21 protein-coding genes and 1 other RNA gene are annotated in these 20572 nt (G+C 61.7%); 12 read left to right on the top strand and 10 right to left on the bottom strand.

Going from position 1 to position 20572, the window contains the following annotated elements; genetic code table 11:
* The 9 genes from ABIN98_RS16445 to tkt form a co-directional block, all read right to left on the bottom strand.
* Positions 1-900 (bottom strand): flagellar motor protein MotA (locus ABIN98_RS16445; protein WP_346911670.1); only part of this gene is annotated, 900 nt, incomplete at its 3' end.
* Between the two features lie 174 nt (positions 901-1074).
* A complete protein-coding gene (locus tag ABIN98_RS16440) occupies positions 1075-1866 on the bottom strand; it encodes an inositol monophosphatase family protein (RefSeq protein ID WP_346911669.1) in 792 nt (263 codons plus the stop codon).
* Positions 1867-1935: 69 nt separating this feature from the next.
* Positions 1936-2499 carry an elongation factor P gene (gene efp / locus ABIN98_RS16435; RefSeq protein ID WP_346911668.1) on the bottom strand — a complete coding sequence of 188 codons (564 nt, stop codon included), beginning with the start codon at positions 2497-2499 and terminating at the stop codon, positions 1936-1938.
* 155 nt (positions 2500-2654) lie between these two features.
* Positions 2655-3824: a tetratricopeptide repeat protein gene (locus ABIN98_RS16430; protein ID WP_346911667.1), complete on the bottom strand. Its 1170-nt coding sequence runs from the start codon at positions 3822-3824 to the stop codon at positions 2655-2657.
* Positions 3825-3842: 18 nt separating this feature from the next.
* Positions 3843-4484, bottom strand: a complete 642-nt coding sequence (locus ABIN98_RS16425) for a thiamine phosphate synthase (RefSeq protein WP_346911666.1) — start codon at positions 4482-4484, stop codon at positions 3843-3845.
* A 143-nt stretch (positions 4485-4627) separates the two neighbouring features.
* The gene (fba, locus tag ABIN98_RS16420) at positions 4628-5695 is read right to left on the bottom strand and encodes a class II fructose-bisphosphate aldolase (protein ID WP_346911665.1); all 1068 of its coding nucleotides are present in this window, start codon (positions 5693-5695) and stop codon (positions 4628-4630) included.
* A 256-nt stretch (positions 5696-5951) separates the two neighbouring features.
* Entirely contained in the window at positions 5952-7145 is a 1194-nt protein-coding gene (locus ABIN98_RS16415) for a phosphoglycerate kinase (RefSeq protein ID WP_346911664.1), read from the bottom strand.
* Between the two features lie 244 nt (positions 7146-7389).
* A complete protein-coding gene (gene gap / locus ABIN98_RS16410; RefSeq protein ID WP_346911663.1) occupies positions 7390-8400 on the bottom strand; it encodes a type I glyceraldehyde-3-phosphate dehydrogenase in 1011 nt (336 codons plus the stop codon).
* A 147-nt stretch (positions 8401-8547) separates the two neighbouring features.
* The gene (gene tkt / locus ABIN98_RS16405; RefSeq protein WP_346911662.1) at positions 8548-10539 is read right to left on the bottom strand and encodes a transketolase; all 1992 of its coding nucleotides are present in this window, start codon (positions 10537-10539) and stop codon (positions 8548-8550) included.
* 456 nt (positions 10540-10995) lie between these two features.
* Here tkt and ABIN98_RS16400 point away from each other — a divergent pair, with 456 nt between their 5' ends.
* The 6 genes from ABIN98_RS16400 to ABIN98_RS16375 all read left to right on the top strand — a co-directional run bounded on the left by ABIN98_RS16400 (position 10996) and on the right by ABIN98_RS16375 (position 14233).
* Positions 10996-11292: a DUF4164 domain-containing protein gene (locus tag ABIN98_RS16400; RefSeq protein WP_346911661.1), complete on the top strand. Its 297-nt coding sequence runs from the start codon at positions 10996-10998 to the stop codon at positions 11290-11292.
* A gap of 6 nt (positions 11293-11298) precedes the next feature.
* Positions 11299-11670, top strand: a complete 372-nt coding sequence (locus ABIN98_RS16395) for a cell division protein ZapA (RefSeq protein WP_346911660.1) — start codon at positions 11299-11301, stop codon at positions 11668-11670.
* 77 nt (positions 11671-11747) lie between these two features.
* Positions 11748-11905, top strand: a non-coding RNA gene (gene ssrS, locus ABIN98_RS16390) — 6S RNA.
* 39 nt (positions 11906-11944) lie between these two features.
* Positions 11945-12538 carry a 5-formyltetrahydrofolate cyclo-ligase gene (locus ABIN98_RS16385; protein ID WP_346911659.1) on the top strand — a complete coding sequence of 198 codons (594 nt, stop codon included), beginning with the start codon at positions 11945-11947 and terminating at the stop codon, positions 12536-12538.
* Between the two features lie 18 nt (positions 12539-12556).
* Positions 12557-13381: a TIGR00282 family metallophosphoesterase gene (locus tag ABIN98_RS16380; protein ID WP_346911658.1), complete on the top strand. Its 825-nt coding sequence runs from the start codon at positions 12557-12559 to the stop codon at positions 13379-13381.
* A 108-nt stretch (positions 13382-13489) separates the two neighbouring features.
* Entirely contained in the window at positions 13490-14233 is a 744-nt protein-coding gene (locus tag ABIN98_RS16375; protein WP_346911657.1) for a YebC/PmpR family DNA-binding transcriptional regulator, read from the top strand.
* A gap of 283 nt (positions 14234-14516) precedes the next feature.
* Here the strand turns inward: ABIN98_RS16375 and ABIN98_RS16370 are convergent, their stop codons facing one another.
* Positions 14517-15278, bottom strand: a complete 762-nt coding sequence (locus ABIN98_RS16370) for a sulfite exporter TauE/SafE family protein (RefSeq protein WP_346911656.1) — start codon at positions 15276-15278, stop codon at positions 14517-14519.
* Positions 15279-15381: 103 nt separating this feature from the next.
* On the opposite strand from ABIN98_RS16370, the gene ruvC reads away from it, so the two are divergent.
* From ruvC to ybgC, 6 genes are all read left to right on the top strand, one after another.
* Positions 15382-15897, top strand: coding sequence for a crossover junction endodeoxyribonuclease RuvC (gene ruvC, locus ABIN98_RS16365; protein ID WP_346911655.1), 516 nt, complete (start codon positions 15382-15384; stop codon positions 15895-15897).
* Positions 15894-16511, top strand: coding sequence for a Holliday junction branch migration protein RuvA (gene ruvA / locus ABIN98_RS16360; protein ID WP_346911654.1), 618 nt, complete (start codon positions 15894-15896; stop codon positions 16509-16511). Before ruvC ends, ruvA begins: the two co-directional genes overlap by 4 nt.
* Positions 16508-16750 (top strand): endonuclease, encoded by a 243-nt coding sequence (locus tag ABIN98_RS16355; RefSeq protein ID WP_346911653.1) that lies wholly within the window; start codon positions 16508-16510, stop codon positions 16748-16750. The genes ruvA and ABIN98_RS16355 overlap by 4 nt, the downstream gene beginning before the upstream one ends.
* Positions 16743-17789, top strand: coding sequence for a Holliday junction branch migration DNA helicase RuvB (gene ruvB, locus ABIN98_RS16350; protein WP_346911652.1), 1047 nt, complete (start codon positions 16743-16745; stop codon positions 17787-17789). Before ABIN98_RS16355 ends, ruvB begins: the two co-directional genes overlap by 8 nt.
* Before the next feature lie 87 nt (positions 17790-17876).
* Positions 17877-19994 (top strand): methyl-accepting chemotaxis protein, encoded by a 2118-nt coding sequence (locus ABIN98_RS16345; protein ID WP_346911651.1) that lies wholly within the window; start codon positions 17877-17879, stop codon positions 19992-19994.
* A 111-nt stretch (positions 19995-20105) separates the two neighbouring features.
* On the top strand, positions 20106-20549 hold the full coding sequence (gene ybgC, locus ABIN98_RS16340; protein ID WP_346911650.1) for a tol-pal system-associated acyl-CoA thioesterase: 444 nt from the start codon (positions 20106-20108) through the stop codon (positions 20547-20549).
* The last annotated feature ends 23 nt before the right edge of the window (positions 20550-20572 follow it).

Genomic DNA, 20572 nt, shown 5'->3' with positions numbered 1-20572 from the left:
ACGCATCATCTGCTGTTCGGAACGCACATGCTTGACCAGCCCCTGGATACCCTCGGCGAGGTTGGCCATGGCCTGGGACGCTTTCTTGCTGCCCCCTTCCTCGACCGTCTTCTGCAGCTGGGCGATGGAGGCCTGAATGCGCTCGGAGTTGTCTGTTGGAGCGACCAGAACCGAGGAATCTTCCGGCTCGATGTCGGTGACGGTCGACAGCCAGTCTTCGAGTTCGTTGTAAAACCGGTTTTGCGCCTGGCCCGCCTGGAGGTCGAGGAAGCCGAGAACCAGGGAACCGGTCAGGCCGAACAGGGAGGAGGAGAATGCCGTGCCCATGCCCGAAAGCGGCGCTTCGAGGCCGGCTTTCAGATCCTCGAAAATCACGTTGGCATCGCCGGAGCCGACATCGAGCGACTGGATGGTCGCGCCGACCGCGCTGACGGTTTGAAGCAGGCCCCAGAAGGTACCGAGCAGGCCGAGGAAGACGAGAAGGCCGGTCAGGTAGCGGGAGATCTCGCGCGATTCCTCCAGGCGCATGCCGATGGAATCCAGGATCGAGCGCGCCGTCATCGGGGTCAGCGCCATTTCACCGACCTTGTTGCCGAGCAGGGTCGCCATCGGGGCCAGAAGAACGGGGGAGCGGGCGTCGAGGCCCGGATCGCCGACGCGGAAGCTGTTGACCCAGGTGATTTCGGGAAAGAGCCGGATGACCCTACCGAACAACAGCAGGATGCCGAACACGCCGACCAGAACGATCAGGCCATTCAGGCCGGGGTTGCTCATGAAGGCAACCGAGATCTGCCGGTAAAGAATGAAACCTATGAATGCAACGATCACCAGGAAGATGATCATGAACGACAGGTATGCCCGGGGACTGGACAGACTGTAGGGGTCGAAGTCTCTTGCCATCGGTCGCTAAGTAGCCGCCTGTTATTGGTAAACGATTGATAACGTGATTTCCCGGGGATTGAAAACCGTTAATCGTTCGCGGGCAATGCTTAACGCACGACAAATCGCTCCACGCCCCGGCAGGGTGCGGAGTTTCAGCGATCTGAAAGCCGGTGAAGACCGGGGTGAGCCGGATCAGTCGACGTTCTTCAGAAGCCTGAGAAGGTGTTTCTGGGCATATTCGTTGCCCGCGACCACGTCGCCGGTGTCCAGCATCTTGTCCTTGCCGGACAGGTCGGACACGTATCCGCCTGCTTCCTTCACCATGAGAATGCCGGCGGCAATATCCCAGGAATTGAGGCCGCGTTCCCAATAGCCGTCGAAACGGCCGGACGCGGTCCATGCCAGATCGAGTGCGGCGGCGCCGCAGCGGCGGACGCCTGCAACTTCCGGCATGATGTAGCGCAGTTCCTTCAGGGTCCGGCCATGGTCACCCTTGCCGATGAACGGCAGGCCGGTGGCGAACACCATGTCGGGAAGTTCCATGCGGCCCGCGACCCGCAGGCGGCGGTCGTTCAGGAAGGCGCCCCGGCCGCGTTCGGCGGTATAGAGCTCGTCCATGACGGGATTGTAGATTACACCGGCAACGATCTGGCCCTGGCGCTCAAGCGCGATGGAACTGGCGAAAATCGGAATGCCGTGCAGGAAGTTCGTTGTGCCGTCGAGCGGATCCACGTGCCAGCGGTGTTGGCCGTCGGTCCCTTCAACCTCGCCGCTTTCCTCCATCACCAGACCGAAGGCCGGGCGGGCCTTGGTCAGTTCGGCGCGGATGATCTCTTCCGCCTTGCGATCTGCGGCGGAGACGAAATCTCCCGGACCCTTGCGGGACACCTGGAGATTTTCCACTTCGCCGAAATCGCGAACAAGGCTGCGGCCTGCCTTCATGGCGGCCTGAACCATTACGTTGAGGAGGGCGGTGCGAGCCATTTTCTTTTTGTCGCTTGTTATGGGGCGCGCCCGGATGCCAGGCGCGCCGGAGTGCAGATTGGGGAAAGCCTAGTCGGCGCGGCGGACGTATTCCAGCGAGCCGGTGTCGACGATGATCTTTTCGCCGGCCGTGATGAACGGGGGAACCATGACCCGGACGCCGTTTTCCATAATCGCCGGCTTGTAGGACGAGGACTGGGTCTGTCCCTTGACGACGGCATCGGCCTCGGCGATTTCCAGCGTAACAAACTGGGGCAGGGTGATGCCGATCGGGCGCTCCTCGTGCATTTCCACGGTCACCATCATGCCGTCCTGGAGGAAGGCCGCGCGGTCGCCGACGAAATCCGCCTGGAGTTCGAGCTGCTCGTAGGTTTCCGTGTCCATGAAGATCAGCATGTCTTCCTGGGTGTACAGGTACTGGAAGTCTTTCTGCTCGAGACGAACACGTTCGACCTTGTCTTCGGAACGGAAGCGTTCGTTGAGCTTGCGTCCGTCGATGAGGTTCTTCATCTCGACCTGGGCAAAGGCGCCGCCCTTGCCCGGCTTGACGTGATCGACCTTTACGACCGCCCAGAGCGTTTCCTGATGCTGGAGAACATTGCCAGGCTTGATTTCGTTACCGTTGATTTTCATGGAACGACCGATTGAATTGACTGTTTGAGACAAAGCGGGTGCGGAGACGGGACAACTTTCCCATGCGCGAACCCGATCTGGCGCCTGTCGACCACAAATGCGGGCCGGATTCAAGGAAAAAAGGCGAAGAGTGTTACCGCGGCTAGGGCCGTACCCTAAGGCGACGTGCGCGCGGGGTCCTCGGAAGGGGCAAAAACGGTCGCCGTATATTGTTCCGCCCGTTTCCTGGCTTCCGCCAAGAGGTCGCTGTCCAAGGTGGCGACAAAACCGTCCAGCTTCAGGTCCGAAACCCCGAAAGCGCGTGCAGCATAGTGCCAGGTGGCCGCCGCGACCGGATCCTGGGGACGGCCCCGGCCATAGGCATAGACGCGGGCAAGCCGGTTCATGGCGACCGGGTTCCCCGCTTGCGCGGCGCGCTCGAACCAGTCGGCGGCTTCCTTTTCGTCCGGCTCGACGCCTTTGCCCTGGAACCGCAGGATACCGTAATAGACCTGGGCCGCGGTGTTGCCGCGCCGGGCCGCCCGGCCGAGCCAGAAGGCGCCCTTGCCCGGGTCGCTGAGGCCGCCGAGTCCCTCCAGATAGGACAGGCCGAGCACGTATTGGGCTTGAGGGTCATTGAATTCGGCGGCTTCTTCCAGGAGTTCGCGCGCCTTTTCCTCGTTGTGAGGCCGTCCTTCGCCTTCCTGATAGAGGAGGGCGAGATTGTATTTGGCTTCCGGGTTGCCGGCTTTGGCCGCGATTTCGAACAGGTCGGCCGCCCGTTTCTTGTCTTGTTCGACGCCTGTGCCCAGCAGACAAAACTGCGCGAGCCGGTATGCGGCATGCGGGTCGTTCTTGGCGGCGGCCAGTTCGTACCACTGGGCCGCCTTTTCCTTGTCTTGAGGGATGCCTAGCCCGGCCTCGAACAGAACGCCGATCAGGGTCTGCGCCGAGGTATTGCCTTCTTCGGCCAGTGGCGTGGCTGCGGCGAGCGTCGACAGATACCAGCCACGCTGGAACAGGCTGTAGACGTAGTCCTGCGTGACGCTTGTGCCTTCCGGCGGCATGGGAGGTTGCACGTCAGTGGTGCTGATGAGTGCGGGCGGTTTTTCCGTCTCCAGCGTCTGATCGGCTGTTTCGGTCCCCTCAGGCGCCGCCCCGGGAAGGGGGGTGGGGGGCGGCGTGCCGGAGGTATCCGATGCCGGCGCCGTCTGCTGTTCGCTCTGCGCCAGGGACCGGGAAACCATGCCGGTCTGGCCGGCGCCAGTCAGAATGAGGGTGGCCAGAACGAGCGTGGAGGGTGCTCCGGCCAGCCATATACGCAGGTTCTTGCGGATCACTTCCATGCGGTTCGACCTCGTTGCTCAGTCGGTGTCCTCAAACGGATGGGCTTCCAGAATGGCATTGGCCGCAGTCACGGCGGCAGCCGGTCCTTCCGGATTCTGCCAGACCGCGTCCTTCAGCGCGACAAAATCCGCGCCGGTTGCGGCGGCTGCTTCGACCGAGGCAACGGTGTTGCCGCCGAGCGCGACACAGGGCGTTTCGAACAGGTGCGACCACCATTCCGCCTTGGAGAGTGTCTTCGCATGGGGGTCCGGCTTTTCCTCCAGATCCAGCCGGCCGAAGAACAGGTAGTCGATGCCGGTCTCGGCCCATTCCATGTCTTCGTGCTTCAGCTTGGTGCCGCCTGCGCCGACGATCTTTGCCGGCTGGAGGCTCTCCACCGCCAGTTTGACGTCCTCCAGCGACGTGTCGATATGAACGCCGTCGGCGCCGCTGCGCCCGGTCACCTGGGTGTCGCGATAGATGAGGGCTGCCGCGCCTCCGTCCTGGATGACGGGAACGAGGACCTGTGCGGCTTCCTGGAGCGCCTTGCCGTCAGCATCCGGCATATAGATCAGCACGCAGGCGATATCCCCGCCCTTGAAGGCGTCGCTGAGATCTGAAGCGAGCTTGTCGGGATCGAACGCCGGTGGCGTGACGAGAAAGAGGCGCGGGCGGTTCACGATGAGATCCGTTTTTACCAAATATGGGACAGCGCATTATGCGCCTGTCCGGTTTCTTGTCCCTAAAGACGGCGAAAGAGGGACGCAAGGCCCCTCTTTCAATAAACTTGTCGTTGTTGTCAAAGCCTGACCAGGCCGGAAGGTCAGCCGATCTTCGGATCCAGGCTGCCGTCCTTGTAGCTGGCGGCCATTTCCGCAAGGGTCGCGATCCGGCCGATCTTCGGGGCCTGACCGGCGGTGTTGAAGGCTTCCAGGCGGGCGATACAGAGCTTTTCCATCGCGTCGCGGGCCGGCTTCAGGTACTTGCGCGGATCGAATTCGCCCGGGTTTTCGGAGAGAACCTTGCGGATCTGACCGGTGATGGCCATGCGGTTGTCCGTGTCGATGTTGATCTTGCGGACACCGTTCTTAATGCCGCGCTGGATTTCTTCGACCGGCACGCCCCAGGTCTGGGGCATCTCGCCGCCGTACTGGTTGATGATGTCCTGAAGGTCCTGCGGCACCGACGAGGAGCCGTGCATCACCAGGTGGGTATCCGGCAGGCGACGGTGGATTTCCTCGATCACATGCATGGCGAGGATTTCGCCGTCCGGCTTGCGGGTGAACTTGTAGGCGCCGTGGGAGGTGCCCATGGCGATGGCAAGTGCATCGACCTTGGTCGCCTGAACGAACTTCACCGCTTCTTCCGGGTCGGTCAGGAGCTGGTCGTGGGAGAGCTTGCCCTCTGCGCCGTGGCCGTCTTCCTTGTCGCCCATGCCGGTTTCAAGGGAACCGAGGACGCCGAGTTCGCCTTCCACGGAAATACCGCCGAGATGAGCCATCTCGGTCACCTTGCCGGTGACGCCGACGTTGTAGTCCCAGTCGGCCGGGGTCTTGCCGTCGGCTTCCAGCGATCCGTCCATCATGACGGAGGTGAAGCCGGCCTGGATCGCGGTCATGCAGGTTCCCGGCTCGTTGCCGTGGTCGAGGTGCACGCAGACCGGAATGTGCGGGTAGATTTCGCAGACGGCGTCCATCATGTACTTCAGCATGACGTCGTTGGCATAGGCACGGGCGCCGCGGGACGCCTGAATGATGACGGGAGCGGAGGTCTTGTCGGCAGCGGCCATGATGGCCAGCGCCTGTTCCATGTTGTTGATGTTAAACGCGGGAACCCCGTAGTCATGCTCAGCAGCGTGATCAAGCAGTTGGCGAAGGGTAATGCGAGCCATTAAAATCTCCCGTTTTCCGGCGTTTAAATCGTGACTGTCCGAAATGTTCGCGGCCATTTATTGGCGCGAGGCATCAAGTTGACGCGGTTCTAGCAAAAACTGGGGGTTTTGGAAGTCGTCGAAAGACGTTTAAATCGTTTAAATTGTCAGCAACGGCCAGAACTTTGCGACAGCTTTAATTTGGCGTCCAAAATAATTGCCGGATACAGAAAACGCGCAGCCTAAAGCCGCGCGTCATCTGCGACAAAATTAATGATCAGGCTTCAAGCGCCTTCACGCCCGGAAGTTCCTTGCCTTCCAGCCATTCCAGGAAGGCGCCACCTGCCGTGGAAACATAGGAAAACGAGGACCCCGCATTGGCGTGGTTGAGGGCCGCAACCGTATCGCCGCCGCCGGCCACGGAATTGAGCTTGCCGGCTTTCGTGCGTTCGGCGGCATGCTGTGCCGCGGCGACCGTCGCCTTGTCGAAGGGCGCGATCTCGAAAGCGCCGAGCGGACCGTTCCATACCAGCGTCGCGGCCTGGTCGATCTTCTCATTCACCTTTGCAATCGAGGCCGCTCCGACATCAAGAATCATGCCGTCGGCCGGAATGGCGTCGAGAGCGACGGTTTCGTTGTCGGCGCCGGCCTTGAATTCCTTCGCAACCACTGCATCTGCCGGCAGGACGATCTCGCAACCGGCCTTTTCGGCTGCTGCCATGATCGTGCGGGCGGTGTCCGCCAGATCGTGTTCGCACAGGGATTTGCCGACATCGACGCCCTGGGCCGCAAGGAACGTGTTGGCCATGCCGCCGCCGATCACCAGCATGTCGACCTTGGAAACGAGGTTTTCCAGAAGGTCGATCTTGGACGACACCTTGGCGCCGCCGACCACGGCCAGCACCGGGCGCTTGGGTTCGCCGAGCGCGGAGCCGAGCGCATCCAGTTCCGCCTGCATGGTCAGGCCGGCATAGGCGGGCAGGAACTGCGCCAGGCCTTCGGTCGAGGCATGAGCCCGGTGGGCGGCGGAGAAGGCGTCGTTGACATAGATGTCGCCGTTGGCGGCCAGCGCCTTGGCGAAGTCCGGATCGTTCTTTTCCTCGCCCTTGTGATAGCGGGTGTTTTCCAGAAGCAGGACACTGCCGTCTTCCATCTTGCCGACGGCGTCCGCCGCTGCGTCGCCGATGCAGTCATCGGCAAAGTCGACCGCCTGGCCGAGCAGTTCCGAAACAGGACGTGCGACCGGCTTCAGGGACATGTCGGCAACCCGTTCGCCTTTCGGACGGCCGAAGTGCGCCAGCAGGATCGCCTTGCCGCCCTTGGCGGTAACGGCGCGGATGGTCGGCAGAATGCGCTCGATCCGGGTGGTGTCGGTCACCATGCCGTCTTTCATGGGAACATTGAGGTCGACGCGGATAAGGACGCGCTTGCCGGAAATGTCTGTCAGATCATCAAGTGTCTTGAATGCCATATGTCTCGAACCCCCCAATCAAGGACGTGAAGAATGTGATGTCAGGGCAATCCCGATGCCGGCCCGATGCCGAAGCGCCTGATCGCGATGCGGCCGGGAACTGCCCGCTCCCGCAGAAATCATAGCTGAGGCGAAACGCAAAATAACTGCGACACGTTCAAGCACGGGAAAATGAAAAAACGGATGCGGCCGGGCCGCATCCGCTTCGATTTTCACAGATCGGATATGAATCCGGTCTGCTGCATCAGATCAGCTTCGCCATGGCGACGGCCGTGTCGGCCATGCGGTTGGAGAAGCCCCATTCGTTGTCGTACCAGGACAGGATCGAAACCAGGGTGCCGTCCATGACCTTGGTCTGGTCGGTGTGGAAGATCGACGAATGCGGATCGTGGTTGAAGTCGATCGACACGTTCTTGTCGTCGGTGTAGCCGAGCACGCCTTTCAGAGGGCCGTCAGCCGCTGCCTTGATGGCGGCGTTGATTTCATCGACGGTGGTCGCGCGCTTGGCGATGAACTTGAGGTCGACAACGGAGACGTTCGGCGTCGGAACGCGCATGGCGAAGCCGTCGAGCTTGCCGTTCAGTTCCGGCAGAACCAGGCCGACGGCCTTGGCGGCGCCGGTGGAGGTCGGGATCATCGACATGGCCGCTGCACGACCGCGGTAGAGATCCTTGTGCATGGTGTCCAGCGTCGGCTGGTCGCCGGTGTAGGAGTGGATCGTCGTCATCATGCCCTTTTCGATGCCGACGGCTTCATTCAGCACATAGGCGACCGGAGACAGGCAGTTGGTGGTGCAGGACGCGTTGGAAACGACGAGATCGTCCTTGGTCAGCGTGCCGTGGTTGACGCCATAGACGATGGTCTTGTCGGCGCCGGAAGCCGGTGCGGACACCAGAACGCGCTTGGCGCCGGCGTCGAGGTGCATGGCGGCCTGATCGCGTGCGGTGAAGATGCCGGTGCACTCCATGGCGATGTCGACGCCGAGTTCGCCCCAGGGAAGCTCCTTCGGATCGCGGATCGCGGTGACCTTGATCGGATTGCCGCCGTCGATGGAGATGGTGTCACCGTCAACGGTCACTTCGGCAGGGAAGCGGCCATGCACGGAATCGTAGCGCAGCAGGTGGGCGTTGGTTTCGACCGGACCCAGATCGTTGATGCCGACGACTTCGATATCGGTGCGGCCCGATTCCACGATGCCCCGAAGAACATTCCGGCCGATGCGGCCAAATCCGTTGATTGCTACCTTGGTGACCATACTTCACTCCCGGTTATTGTCGTGCATCCCCTCTGCACGGACTGATTGAACGCTGTCAACAGCGCTCCCGATTTCCAGGCCCTGGGGTTCGGGACCTCGAACGGCTGCATGCGGGAAGGGCATGCAACCTTCTTCTAGCGTGTTTCTTTACGCCGCGGCGAGTTTACCTTTCGCCGCAGCCACTACGGCATCGCTGGTGATCCCGAAGTGTTCGTAGAGAACCTGGTACGGCGCGCTGGCGCCGAAGCTCGACATGCCGATGAAGGCGCCGTCGATCCCGATGAACCGGTCCCAGCCCATGCGAATGCCAGCTTCGACCGCAATCTTGACCGGGCTGGTGCCGATGATGCTCGCCTTGTAGTCGTCGGACTGGGCTTCGAACAATTCGAAGCACGGCACCGAGACGACACGGGCGGCAATGCCTTCCGCAGCCAGGGCCGCATGGGCGGCCGTCGCGATTTCCACTTCCGAACCGGAGGCGAAAATCGTGACGGCTGCGTCTTCTTCGCTCTCGATCAGGACATAGGCGCCGCGGGCACAGCGGTTGGTTTCCTCGTAGGTCTTGCGCTGCGCGGGCAGGTTCTGGCGGGTGAGGGCCAGAACCGACGGCGCATCCTTGTTCTCAAGGGCCAGCTGCCAGCATTCCAGCGTCTCGGTGACGTCCGCCGGGCGGTAGAAATAGAGGTTCGGAATGGCGCGCAGAGCCGCATAGTGCTCCACCGGCTGGTGGGTCGGGCCGTCTTCGCCAAGACCGATGGAATCATGGGTCATGACGTGGATGACGCGCTGCTTCATCAGGGCAGCCAGGCGCAAGGAAGGCCGGCAATAGTCGGAAAAGACCAGGAACCCGCCGGAGTAGGGGATCAGACCGCCGTGCAGCGCCATGCCGTTCATCGCCGCAGCCATGCCGTGTTCGCGCACGCCCCAGTGAATGTAGCGGCCGGAGAAATCGTCCGGCGTGATCGGAACCGTCTGCGGTGTCTTGGTGTTGTTGGAACCGGTGAGGTCGGCGGAGCCGCCGATGGTTTCCGGAACCACCTCGTTCAGTACGTTGAGTACGGCTTCCGAAGCCTTGCGGGTCGCCATGGTCGGCTGATCTTCGGCGAGCTGCTTCTTGTAGTCCTGGACGGCCGCGGCATAGCCGGCGGGCAGGTCACCGCGGTTGCGGCGTTCGAAATCGGCCCGCGTATCGGCATCCAGTTCCGCGAAACGCTTTTCCCAATCCTTGTGCGCTTGGCGGGAGCGCAGCCCGGCAATCCGCCATGCGTCGAGAATGTCGCTGGGGACTTCGAACGGCTCATACGTCCAGTTCAGGGCTTCGCGGGTCGCCGCGATTTCGCTGGCGCCGAGCGGAGATCCGTGGACACCGGAGGTGCCGCCCTTGTTCGGTGCGCCGAAACCGATCGTGGTCTTGGCGGCGATCAGCGTTGGCCGGTCGCTTGCCTGCGCCTGGCGCAGGGCAGCGGAAATGGCTGCCGGGTCATGGCCGTCGACGCTCAGCGTGTTCCAGCCGGAGGCTGCGAAACGCGCCTGCTGGTCGGTGCTGTCGGTGAGCGAAACGCTGCCGTCGATGGAGATGCCGTTGTCGTCCCAGATGACGATCAGCTTGTTCAGCTTCAGGTGCCCGGCAAGCGACAGGGCTTCCTGGCTGATGCCTTCCATGAGGCAGCCGTCGCCGGCGAGAACGTAGGTGTAGTGGTCGACGACGTCGTCACCGTAGCGGGCCTGCTGAAGCTTTTCGGCGATGGCCATGCCGACCGCATTGCCGATACCCTGGCCGAGCGGGCCGGTGGTCGTCTCGATGCCGGCGCCGTGGCCGTATTCCGGATGGCCGGCCGTGAGGGCGCCGAGCTGGCGGAAGTTTTTCAGCTCGTCCAGCGAGAAATCTTCATAACCGAGCAGGTAAAGCAGGCTGTAGAGAAGCATCGAGCCGTGGCCGGCCGACAGGACGAAGCGGTCGCGGTCCGCCCATTTCGGGGCGGTCGGGTCGAACTTCAAAAACTCGGTGAAAAGAACGGTCGCAATATCGGCTGCGCCCATCGGCAGGCCCGGGTGGCCGGATTTCGCCTTTTCAACGGCGTCAATGGCAAGAAAGCGGATCGCGTTTGCCATTCGCTGATGTTTTTCAAGGTCGGTCATTTTGTTTCCGTAGCTTGCAACGGCGCGTGCCGGATGAATTCGTGGGTCCTTTTCGAGCTCGTTCCTGACGCCGCAACAGGTTCTGCCGGTGGGATGCAGCAGGGTTTTTCGGGCCGCCGGAGCGAAAGGCGCCCGACAAATATCAGGAACCCTGCTCGAGTCAATAAACCGCGGGCGCGAATAAACCGCAGATTGTCGGGAACCGGTTTGAGAAGGGAATTGAGGATTCTGACATCGGCGGCATTGACTGGGTTGTTGCCCGGTGCCTAATCTTCCAACCGGGATCGGGCATTACGAGACCCTTTCCAATGGTCTCAGAGTATTGTGCCTGCTTGCTCGCAGGGAACTTGAGCCATTGAGTGTTATGGATGCGGCCTTAATTTCGACCATAACTCTTTCATTGTGGATGCATGATGCCGCGCCGGTAAATTGCGGGCGCAAGTGAGAGAGATTGAAATGCCGGACACGGGATCACAGGCTGGCGGAGCAATCGAATCCGCCCTGAAGCGTCTTGATAGGGCGCTGGGCGGGCTTGAGGTTTCCATACAGCGCCGGATCGACGCGGACCGGTCGCTCAATGCGTTGCAGGAAGACCTGCAACGGCTGGGAGAGGATCGCTCCCATCTTGCCGACGGGCTGGACAAGGCCGAAGCCCGGGCCTCCCGTCTCGAAGATGCGAACCGTGACGTTTCCCGCCGCCTTGTCTCGGCGATGGAATCGATCCGGACCGTGCTCGACGCACATGGAGGCTGACCGCGGATGGCGCAAATAAATGTGACCATCAATGGCCGCTCGTTCCGCATGGCCTGCGACGATGGCGAGGAGGAGCGGCTCCTCGGTCTTGCGGAGCGCTTCGACGGCTGGATCAACGAATTGCGCGGGGCTTTCGGTGAAATCGGCGATCAGCGCCTGACGGTGATGGCCGGGATCATGGCCACGGACCAGCTCGTGGAACTGGAAAAGAAAGTCGCACGCCTCGAGGAAGAGCTTGCGACTGCCAAGGACGCAAGCAGCGCAGCCCGCGATTCGCTGGGCCGGCGGGAAACCGAAACCGCCTCCGCGATCGAAACGGCTGCGAAAAAGATCGAGGTTCTCGCCGAGAGCTTGACCAAGAGCCTGAAGGCCGATTAGGGCCAGGACCCATACTATTTGTAAGCCGTCGCTCCATCGGACTGGTATTGTCCGAATGCCAGCGCTATATGGGGAAGGCGTGGCTGCAAGATCCGTCAGGAAACACTATCCCCGGGGCCTTACGCATTCCTTCGGGAGCTGTCACTGCTTCGGTCCGTGGACTGTGGCATCACGGCGCCCACCTACTCTGTAGGTTCTCCGGGATTGCATATTCCAACGATCGCGCGGCTACGTCCTTATTTGACCACAGCCTGTACTCTTCCGCTCGACGTTCATGACGCAGACCGAGAATTCCCTGGCCGCCGCGAAGGACGTCCTGCGCAAGCAAGCGCTTGCCCGGCGGGCCGCAATGGATCCGACGCAAAGGATCGAGGCCTCCCTTGCCCTTGTCGACGCCGTCGACAGCCTGCCTGTCCCGGAAGGCGCGGTTGTCTCCGGCTTCTGGCCGATCCGGGACGAGATCGATCCGCGCCCGCTGCTTGACCGGCTGCGGGCCTCTGGCCATCGCCTGTGTCTGCCGGTGGTGAGCGAGCCGCATTTGATCTTTCGCGAGTTGACCCGGGAGACCGTCCTGGTGCCGGCCGGGTTCGGAACCACGGTGCCGGATGCCGCTTCGCCGGAACTACGTCCTGATGTCCTGCTGATGCCCCTTGCGGCCTTCGACAGGGCCGGAAACCGGATCGGTTACGGCAAGGGACATTATGATACCGCGATCGCTGCGCTGGAAAAGAATGGACCGGTGATCTGCATCGGGCTTGCGTTTCAAACGCAGGAAGTCGACCATGTTCCGGCCGAACCCCATGACAAACCCCTGGATGGCATATTGACCGAGAACGGCTACCGGTCTTTTTCCGGCCCCAGGTCCTGAACCCCTCAGCGAGGCAGAATGAGGCTTTTATTTCTCGGCGATCTTGTCGGCCGCACCGGGCGAACCGCCGTTATCGAGCAGCTTCCGGGCATGGTCGAGGATTACCGGCTCGATTTCGTCGTGGTCAACGGCGAGAATTCCGCATCCGGCTTCGGGATCACCGAGGCGATCCTGCAGGATGTTCTGGACGCGGGGGCCGATGTGGTGACCACCGGCAATCATGTCTGGGACCAGCGGGATACGCTCGTCTATATCGAACGGCAGGACCGTCTGCTCCGTCCGGTGAATTATCCCTCAGGTACGCCGGGGCGCGGGTCGCATCTTTATACCGCGCGCAATGGCGCCCAGGTGATGGTCGCAAACGTCATGGGCCGGATCTACATGGATGCGCTGGACGATCCCTTCACCGCCATCGAGCGGGTGGTAAACGATTGTCCCCTCGGCCAGGTTGCCGACGCGATCATTATCGACGTCCACGCCGAAGCCACCAGCGAAAAACAGGCCATGGGCCATTTTCTCGACGGCCGGGTCAGTCTCGTCGTCGGCACCCATACCCATGTGCCGACCGCCGATCACCAGATCCTGGAAGGTGGCACCGCCTATCTGTCGGATGCGGGCATGTGCGGCGCCTATGACAGCGTGCTCGGTATGGAGAAGGACGAGCCGGTCAATCGCTTCCTGCGCAAGATCCCCGGCGGTCGGTTCACGCCTGCGTCTGGCGAGGCGACGATCTGTGGTGTGGCCGTTGAAACCGACGATGCCACCGGACTGGCGACCGCGGTGGCGCCGGTCCGGATCGGTGGCCGGCTGGAACCGGTGCTGCCCCCGTTCTGGCAGAGCTGAACAGCTTCGAACTTGCCCGTTTGATGGCTCTGCTGGATTTTACCGGCGGCTTTGCCTATAAGCGTGCCAGTTTTCTGAAATCGAATCCGCACAAAGCCGAGAAGAGCCATGGCAGGACATTCAAAATTCAAGAACATCATGCATCGCAAGGGCCGCCAGGATGCGGTGCGTTCCAAGATGTTTTCCAAGCTGTCCAAGGAAATCACCGTCGCAGCAAAGATGGGCGACCCCGATCCGGACGCGAACCCGCGCCTGCGTCTGGCGGTCCAGAACGCCAAGGCCCAGTCCATGCCCAAGGACAACATCCAGCGGGCGATCAACAAGTCCCAGGCCGGCGACAGTGAGAACTACGAAGAGATCCGCTACGAAGGCTATGGTCCGGCAGGCATTGCCGTCGTCGTCGAGGCGCTGACCGACAACCGCAACCGGTCGGCGTCCAACATCCGCTCCTATTTCACCAAATGCGGCGGGTCGCTCGGTGAAACCGGTTCGGTTTCCTTCATGTTCGACCGGGTTGGCGAGATCATCTACAAGCCGGAAGCCGGCGAAGCCGATGCGGTTCTGGAAGCTGCGATCGATGCGGGAGCGGAAGACGTTCAGTCCGATGAGACCGGGCACACGATCTACACGGCCTTCGAAGATCTGAACGATGTGTCGGCCGCACTGGAAGGCAGCCTCGGCGAAGCCGATTCGGTCAAGATCATCTGGAAGCCGCAGAACCTGACCCCGGTCGATGCGGACAAGGCCCAGACACTGATGAAGCTGATCGACATGCTCGAAGACGATGACGACGTGCAAAACGTCTATGCGAACTTCGACATCGACGACGAGACGATGGCCGCCCTCGCCTGAGGCGATGCAATCCCGGGCACCCATAAGCCTGGATCCGGGACGATTTTAGGTAAGAAATGATTGCGCTGCTAGTTCCCGTCTCCCCCCTTGAGGGGGAGATGTCACCAAAGGTGACAGAGGGGGGTAACAGCGTTCGCTGCACACTCCGGCGCTTCGATTTCCCGATAGGCTGACACCCCCCTCTGTCCGCTGGAGCGGACATCTCCCCCTCAAGGGTGGAGACGGGAACAAGGGGCATGTACGTGATCAATTTCAGCAGGGTTTCGGCCCTGCTTTTTTCGTTTTAGCGCAGGATGCCGTCGAGCAGCGGCATGCTGGTGACCGCGGCCAGCGCGATCAGGGCATAGGCGATGACCCGGTAATATTTCGGGTCGGCCTTGCCGAAACCGCGCGACCCCAGGAAGATCCCCAGGGCATAGGTCGGAATGCCTGTAATGATCAGACGTCCGACTTCCTCGGTGAAAAAGCCGTTCAGGGCAAAGGCGAAAATCGTGCCGATGCTGGCGAGCGTGAAGTACACGATCAGGTTGGCCCGAACGATTGCCGGTTCCTTGGCGCTGGACAGCCAGAAGGCGACAACCGGCGGGCCGGACACCTGACTGACGCCGCCCAGAATTCCGGACGTCACCCCGATGCCGAAGGACACGGGAATGCTCGGTCTGCCGTGATAACGCCAGCCGGAAATTAAAAGCAGAAGAACCCCGGTCACGATGGCAAAGATCAGCCAGCGCAGCAGGAGGACGTCTGTGTTCGCCAGGAACCAGGCGCCGACATGTACGAAGATGACGGAAGCAACGACCGCCGGCAGCACCGTGTACCAGTCACACATCCGGAGAGCGCGGAAAACCAGAGGCAGCCCGATGAAGAAGTCCAGGAACAGAAAACTGGCGGCGGCGGTCGGCGGATAGACGACACTCGTGGCGACGGGCATGAAGATCATCGCGGCGCCGAAACCGGAAAATCCGCGGACCGCACCGGCGATGAACAGGATACATGCAAGGAAGGACAGAAGTCCCGGCGTGAACGAACCCAATAAATCCTGCATGGCTGCCTAAGTGGTCGAAGAAAGTTGAAAAGAGGGCGGCCCCCACTGCCTAAAGTCCGCTTTGACTGGCGTCAACGCAGAAGTTTTGTTACCGCTTTGTTCCATGACACATCCGATTCGAGTTCTCGGCATCGACCCGGGTTTGCGGCGGACCGGCTGGGGCGTGATCGAGGCGCTCGGCAACCGGCTTACCTTCGTTGCCTCCGGTACGGTGACCTCCGACAATAAAAAGGGTCTCGCGGAGCGCCTCGTGCAGCTTCACGACGGGCTTGCCCGGATCGTTGAATTACAGACCCCGGCCGAGGCCGCCGTGGAACATACCTTCGTCAACAAGGATGCGGGCGCGACGTTGAAACTCGGCCAGGCGCGGGGCATCGCGCTCCTGGTTCCGGCGCTTGCGGGGATCAGCGTCGCCGAATATGCGCCGAACCTGGTGAAGAAGACCGTGGTCGGAACGGGACACGCGGAAAAGGAGCAGATCCGGGCAATGGTCAAGGTTTTGATGCCGCGCGCCGTGTTCGATACGGACGATGCCGCGGATGCTCTGGCGATTGCGATCTGCCATGCGCATCACAGGGGCGCACCGGCGGCACGGCTGGCGCAGATGGGGGCGGCATGATCGGAAAACTGAAAGGCGTGATTGACAGCTACGGCGAGGACTATGTCATCCTCGACGTGCACGGGGTTGGTTACCAGGTGCATTGTCCCTCACGCATCCTGCAGGTGTTGCCACGGCCCGGCGAAGCGGCCGTGCTTTCCATTGAAACCCTGGTGCGCGAAGACATGATCCGTCTTTACGGGTTTTCCGAGGACGGGGAGCGGGAGTGGTTCCGCCTGCTGATGACCGTCCAGGGCGTGGGGGCCAAGGTAGCGCTTGCGATTCTCGGTATTCTGAAGGCCGGGGAAATAGCCAACGCCATCGCCCTTGGCGACAAGGCGACCATTTCGCGGGCGCCCGGTGTCGGCAAGCGGGTGGCGGAGCGGATCCTGGCCGAACTCAAGGACAAGGCGCCGGCTTTTGCAACCGTGGACAGCGGTACGATCGCGGTGTCGCAGACGGTTGCCGAAAACGTCGCAGCGCGTCCGGTGGCGGAAGCGGTTTCCGCGCTCACCAATCTCGGCTACGGCCAGCCGCAGGCCAGTGCCGCTGTCGCAAGGGCGATGAAGTCGGCGGGAGAGGACGCCACCACCGAGACCCTGATCCGTCTGGGACTGAAGGAGCTCGCCGGATGAACGTCGCCATCTTTGCGGTTATCGCCGTCGTCTTCTTCGTCCTAGGTCTCGGCGGGATGATGTATATTGACCACAAATTCGCGCTTGCGGTGGATGGCCGGGACTATGCGATTGAGGGCCGGAAGATCAAATCCGACGATCCTTACGTGGTAAGACAGTACAGGAAATTCTTTGCCCTCAGGGTTGCCTATTCGGTCCTGCTCCTGGCCCTGCTGATCTTGGTGACCGCCAATGTCTGAGGACAGCCGCATCGTGACGCCGGAGATCCGCGGCGATGAAATCGACAGCACCATGCGTCCGCAGGTGCTGGACGATTTCGTCGGCCAGGCACAGGCGCGGGCGAACCTGAAGGTCTTCATCGGCGCCGCAAAGGCGCGTAGCGAAGCGCTGGATCATGTGCTCTTCGTCGGACCTCCCGGGCTCGGCAAGACGACACTAGCGCAGATCATGGCCCGTGAGCTTGGTGTCAATTTTCGCGCCACATCCGGTCCGGTGATCGCCAAGGCGGGCGATCTGGCCGCGCTTCTGACCAATCTGGAAGAGCGCGACGTGCTCTTCATCGACGAAATCCACCGGCTCAATCCGGCGGTCGAGGAAGTGCTCTATCCGGCGATGGAGGACTATCAGCTCGACCTGATCATCGGCGAGGGGCCGGCGGCCCGTTCGGTCAAGATCGATCTGGCGAAATTCACGCTGGTGGCGGCGACCACGCGGCTGGGGCTGTTGACCACTCCGCTCAGGGACCGGTTCGGCATTCCGGTGCGGCTGGAGTTCTACACGGTCGAGGAGCTGGAACACATCGTCAATCGCGGCGCCCGGATCCTGGGGATCGGTATGGCGCCGGACGGGGCCCGTGAAATCGCCAAGCGCTCCCGCGGCACGCCACGGATCGCGGGGCGCCTGTTGCGCCGGGTGCGCGACTTTGCGGTCGTTGCCGGCAAGGAAACGGTCGACCGCGGCATGGCCGACCGTGCTCTTTCCCAGCTTGAAGTGGACAGTGCGGGGCTCGACAGCCTCGACCGGCGCTACCTCAATCAGATCGCGCTGAATTTCGGTGGCGGGCCGGTCGGTATCGAGACCATCGCAGCAGCCCTGTCGGAGCCGCGCGATGCGATCGAGGAAATCGTCGAGCCCTATCTCATTCAAAACGGCTTCCTGCAGCGCACGCCGCGCGGCCGCGTCCTGACCCCGCAGGCCTTCCGGCATCTGGGGCTCGAAGTGCCGCAACGGCAGGAAGTGCCGCAGCTGGGCCTGTTTGCCGATCCGGACGGAGATTGACACTTAAACTTGCGAAAAATCCTTAGTTCTTAAGGGATTGTTTGCGATCTGCAGCAAATCATCACCCCCATTGATACGGGGGGACGTATGATTCGGAAGCGCCTATCCACCAAACTTGCCCTGATGTTCCTGGCCGGAACAACAGTCATGTGTCTGGCGATCGTGCTGGTCACGTCCTACCTTGCCAGCGGTGTTGCGAACACCCAGGCTAATGCCGCGCTCAAGAGCGCGACGCTTGGCAAGCAGAAGACGCTTGAACTGGCGCTAGAGCAGGTCCGCGACAGCGCGGGCTTCTTCGTCTCGCTGGAAGATGCCAAGGACGCGCTCCTGAAGGCCAATGCCGGCTGGAAGAGCCTGGAGGACGGCGAGAAACCGGAACTTCGGAAATTCTTCGTTGATGACAATCCGAACCCGGCGGACCAGAGATATCTCCTGGTGACCCCCGAAGGCGCGGACAATTACTACATCACCAACCACGAGATCGTGCATCAGGCATTCAAGAAGATCGTGGACCAGGGCCTGTTCGGCGACATCGCGCTGATGAGCCCGGAAGGGGACTTCGTCTATTCCTACAACAAGGGATCCGAGTTCGCCCGCAACATCGCCGCGCCGGAACTGGCGCAGAACACTTTCAAGCTGGCTCTCGACCAGATCATCACCGCGGCCGGCGACGAAACGCTGAAGCCGGGAACCATGTACAGCTCCGGTTTTGTGGTTTCGGATTCCGGCAGGGTCGCCCTGGTGATTGCCGCTCCGATCTATTACATGGACCGCTATTTCGGCGCGGTCGGCCTGTCGGTCAACATGAACCGCTTTGCCACCCTGTTGAACGAGCCGACGGGCATCGCCGAGCATGAAACGAACTTCCTTGTCGACAGCAAGGGCACGGCCATCGAACTCGGCGCCGACGGCAGCGCGCTTCGCAGCTTTCAGTTTGCGGATGTCCAGAACGGTCCGGACCTGCTGTCGCTAGACGATACGCTCTACCGTTTCTTCCGCTCCGAAGCGCACGTGCATGACAAGACTTACGGTGTGATCGAGGCCGTTCCGCAGACGGAACTCGCAGCGGCAGCCAACAAGATCATCTATGGCGTGATCCTGGTCGGCATCGTGTGCATGTTGCCGATTGTCGGCCTGATCTGGTGGTTGACTGTGCGCATGTTCGCGCCGCTCAACACGCTGAATGCCGCTGCCCGCAGGATCGCGGACGGCGAGCTTGAGGTCGATATCGACGCGACCGAGCGTGGTGACGAAATCGGCGACATGGCGCGCTGTATCGAGATCTTCAAGGACAACTCCATCGAGCGCGAGCGGCTTGCCGAAGAGCGCAAGGTCGGTCATGTCGCACGCGAGGAGCGCGAACAGCTGATCGATTCGCTGATCAACGGTTTCCGTGCCGAGGCGCAGCAGGTGCTGGCCGTCGTGGAAGAAAACATCCGCCGCGTCGAAGATCTGTCCAATGTGTTGAGCGACCGGTCCGCAGCGGCAGCAGAACGCGGCGCCGGGGCCGTGAGCGATTCCGAAAACGCGTCTGCCAACGTGCAGGCGGTCGCCTCGGCAACCGAAGAGCTCAACGCTTCGATTGCCGAGATCTCCCGCCAGGTGGCAACCACCGCGGAGATCGTCGGCCAGACCACCTTCAGTGCCCAGACCTCCAATCAGAAGATCGAGGGACTGGCAGAGGCGGCGAACAAGATCGGCGACGTGGTGTCGCTGATTTCGGAAATCGCAGAGCAGACCAACCTGCTCGCCCTGAACGCGACCATCGAGGCCGCACGTGCCGGGGAAGCCGGGCGCGGGTTTGCGGTCGTGGCGTCCGAGGTCAAATCGCTGGCGGAGCAGACCGCCAAGGCGACGGAAGAAATTTCAGCGCAGATTTCCGCGATCCAGGCCTCGACCACCGATGCCGTCCAGGAAATCCAGAACGTGTCGAGTTCGATCGAGGAAGTGAACAACTACACGACCACGATTTCCTCCGCGGTTCAGCAGCAGGGATCGGCAACCTCCGAGATCTCCCAGAACGTGACCGAAGCGGCCGGTGGAACGCGCAACGTGTCTGAAGCCGTGGCTTCCCTGAACGACGACGTGGTGGAAAATTCCAGATCGGTCGAGCAGATGCGCGAAGCGACGCTGGAGATGAAGCAGCAGGCGGAACAGCTCAGGAAGTCCGTGGAGACTTTCCTTGCCGAGGTTGCGGCCGCCTGATCGACTTCAACCGAACATCGGAAGGCTCCGCCGGCTCTGGTCCGTTGCGGAGCCTTCTGCTATTTGGGCACGGAATAAGTGGTGCGCTGATTTTGATATCCGGAGGCTACCGTGACCACCTGGCCTGATCTTGCCGGCCGTCTCGACGACGGCACTCATGTGCTGCCTGTCCGCGTCTATTATGAGGATACGGACTTCACCGGCATCGTCTATCACGGGGCCTATGTGCGTTTTTTCGAACGCGGCCGCTCCGATTTTCTGCGCCTAGCCGGAATTCATCACGCTCAACTTCAGGCCGGCGTATCCGGCCAATCACTGGCATTTGCCGTACGGTCCATGAACCTGGACTTCCGCAGGCCTTCGACGATCGACGATGTCCTGGAAGTCCGGACACGGCTTACGGACCTGAGGGGCGCGCGCATTGTGCTCGATCAGGAGATCCATCGTGGTGAAGACCTGCTGGTTGCCGCCCATGTGGTTGTTGCCGTCATTACCGCCGACGGCAAACCCACGCGCCTGCCGCCGGACCTGGCAAGCCGCCTTGCCGGACTGTGATATTTCCGGCCTCGAAGGTGGGC

The sequence above is a fragment of the uncultured Roseibium sp. genome, assembly GCF_963675095.2.
Taxonomy (GTDB): domain Bacteria; phylum Pseudomonadota; class Alphaproteobacteria; order Rhizobiales; family Stappiaceae; genus Roseibium.
The sequence above is the reverse complement of the archived record's forward strand: the minus strand, read 5'-3'. Positions and strand labels throughout refer to the sequence as shown.

Excerpts from the sequence above, each read along its gene's own strand:
- ABIN98_RS16440 (WP_346911669.1), bottom strand. The coding sequence starts at position 1,866 with ATGGCTCGCACCGCCCTCCTCAACGTAATGGTTCAGGCCGCCATGAAG.
- efp (WP_346911668.1), bottom strand. The coding sequence starts at position 2,499 with ATGAAAATCAACGGTAACGAAATCAAGCCTGGCAATGTTCTCCAGCAT.
- ABIN98_RS16430 (WP_346911667.1), bottom strand. The coding sequence starts at position 3,824 with ATGGAAGTGATCCGCAAGAACCTGCGTATATGGCTGGCCGGAGCACCC.
- fba (WP_346911665.1), bottom strand. The coding sequence starts at position 5,695 with ATGGCTCGCATTACCCTTCGCCAACTGCTTGATCACGCTGCTGAGCAT.
- ABIN98_RS16415 (WP_346911664.1), bottom strand. The coding sequence starts at position 7,145 with ATGGCATTCAAGACACTTGATGATCTGACAGACATTTCCGGCAAGCGC.
- gap (WP_346911663.1), bottom strand. The coding sequence starts at position 8,400 with ATGGTCACCAAGGTAGCAATCAACGGATTTGGCCGCATCGGCCGGAAT.
- tkt (WP_346911662.1), bottom strand. The coding sequence starts at position 10,539 with ATGACCGACCTTGAAAAACATCAGCGAATGGCAAACGCGATCCGCTTT.
- ABIN98_RS16400 (WP_346911661.1), top strand. The coding sequence starts at position 10,996 with ATGCCGGACACGGGATCACAGGCTGGCGGAGCAATCGAATCCGCCCTG.
- ABIN98_RS16395 (WP_346911660.1), top strand. The coding sequence starts at position 11,299 with ATGGCGCAAATAAATGTGACCATCAATGGCCGCTCGTTCCGCATGGCC.
- ABIN98_RS16385 (WP_346911659.1), top strand. The coding sequence starts at position 11,945 with ATGACGCAGACCGAGAATTCCCTGGCCGCCGCGAAGGACGTCCTGCGC.
- ABIN98_RS16380 (WP_346911658.1), top strand. The coding sequence starts at position 12,557 with ATGAGGCTTTTATTTCTCGGCGATCTTGTCGGCCGCACCGGGCGAACC.
- ABIN98_RS16375 (WP_346911657.1), top strand. The coding sequence starts at position 13,490 with ATGGCAGGACATTCAAAATTCAAGAACATCATGCATCGCAAGGGCCGC.
- ABIN98_RS16370 (WP_346911656.1), bottom strand. The coding sequence starts at position 15,278 with ATGCAGGATTTATTGGGTTCGTTCACGCCGGGACTTCTGTCCTTCCTT.
- ruvC (WP_346911655.1), top strand. The coding sequence starts at position 15,382 with ATGACACATCCGATTCGAGTTCTCGGCATCGACCCGGGTTTGCGGCGG.
- ruvA (WP_346911654.1), top strand. The coding sequence starts at position 15,894 with ATGATCGGAAAACTGAAAGGCGTGATTGACAGCTACGGCGAGGACTAT.
- ABIN98_RS16355 (WP_346911653.1), top strand. The coding sequence starts at position 16,508 with ATGAACGTCGCCATCTTTGCGGTTATCGCCGTCGTCTTCTTCGTCCTA.
- ruvB (WP_346911652.1), top strand. The coding sequence starts at position 16,743 with ATGTCTGAGGACAGCCGCATCGTGACGCCGGAGATCCGCGGCGATGAA.
- ABIN98_RS16345 (WP_346911651.1), top strand. The coding sequence starts at position 17,877 with ATGATTCGGAAGCGCCTATCCACCAAACTTGCCCTGATGTTCCTGGCC.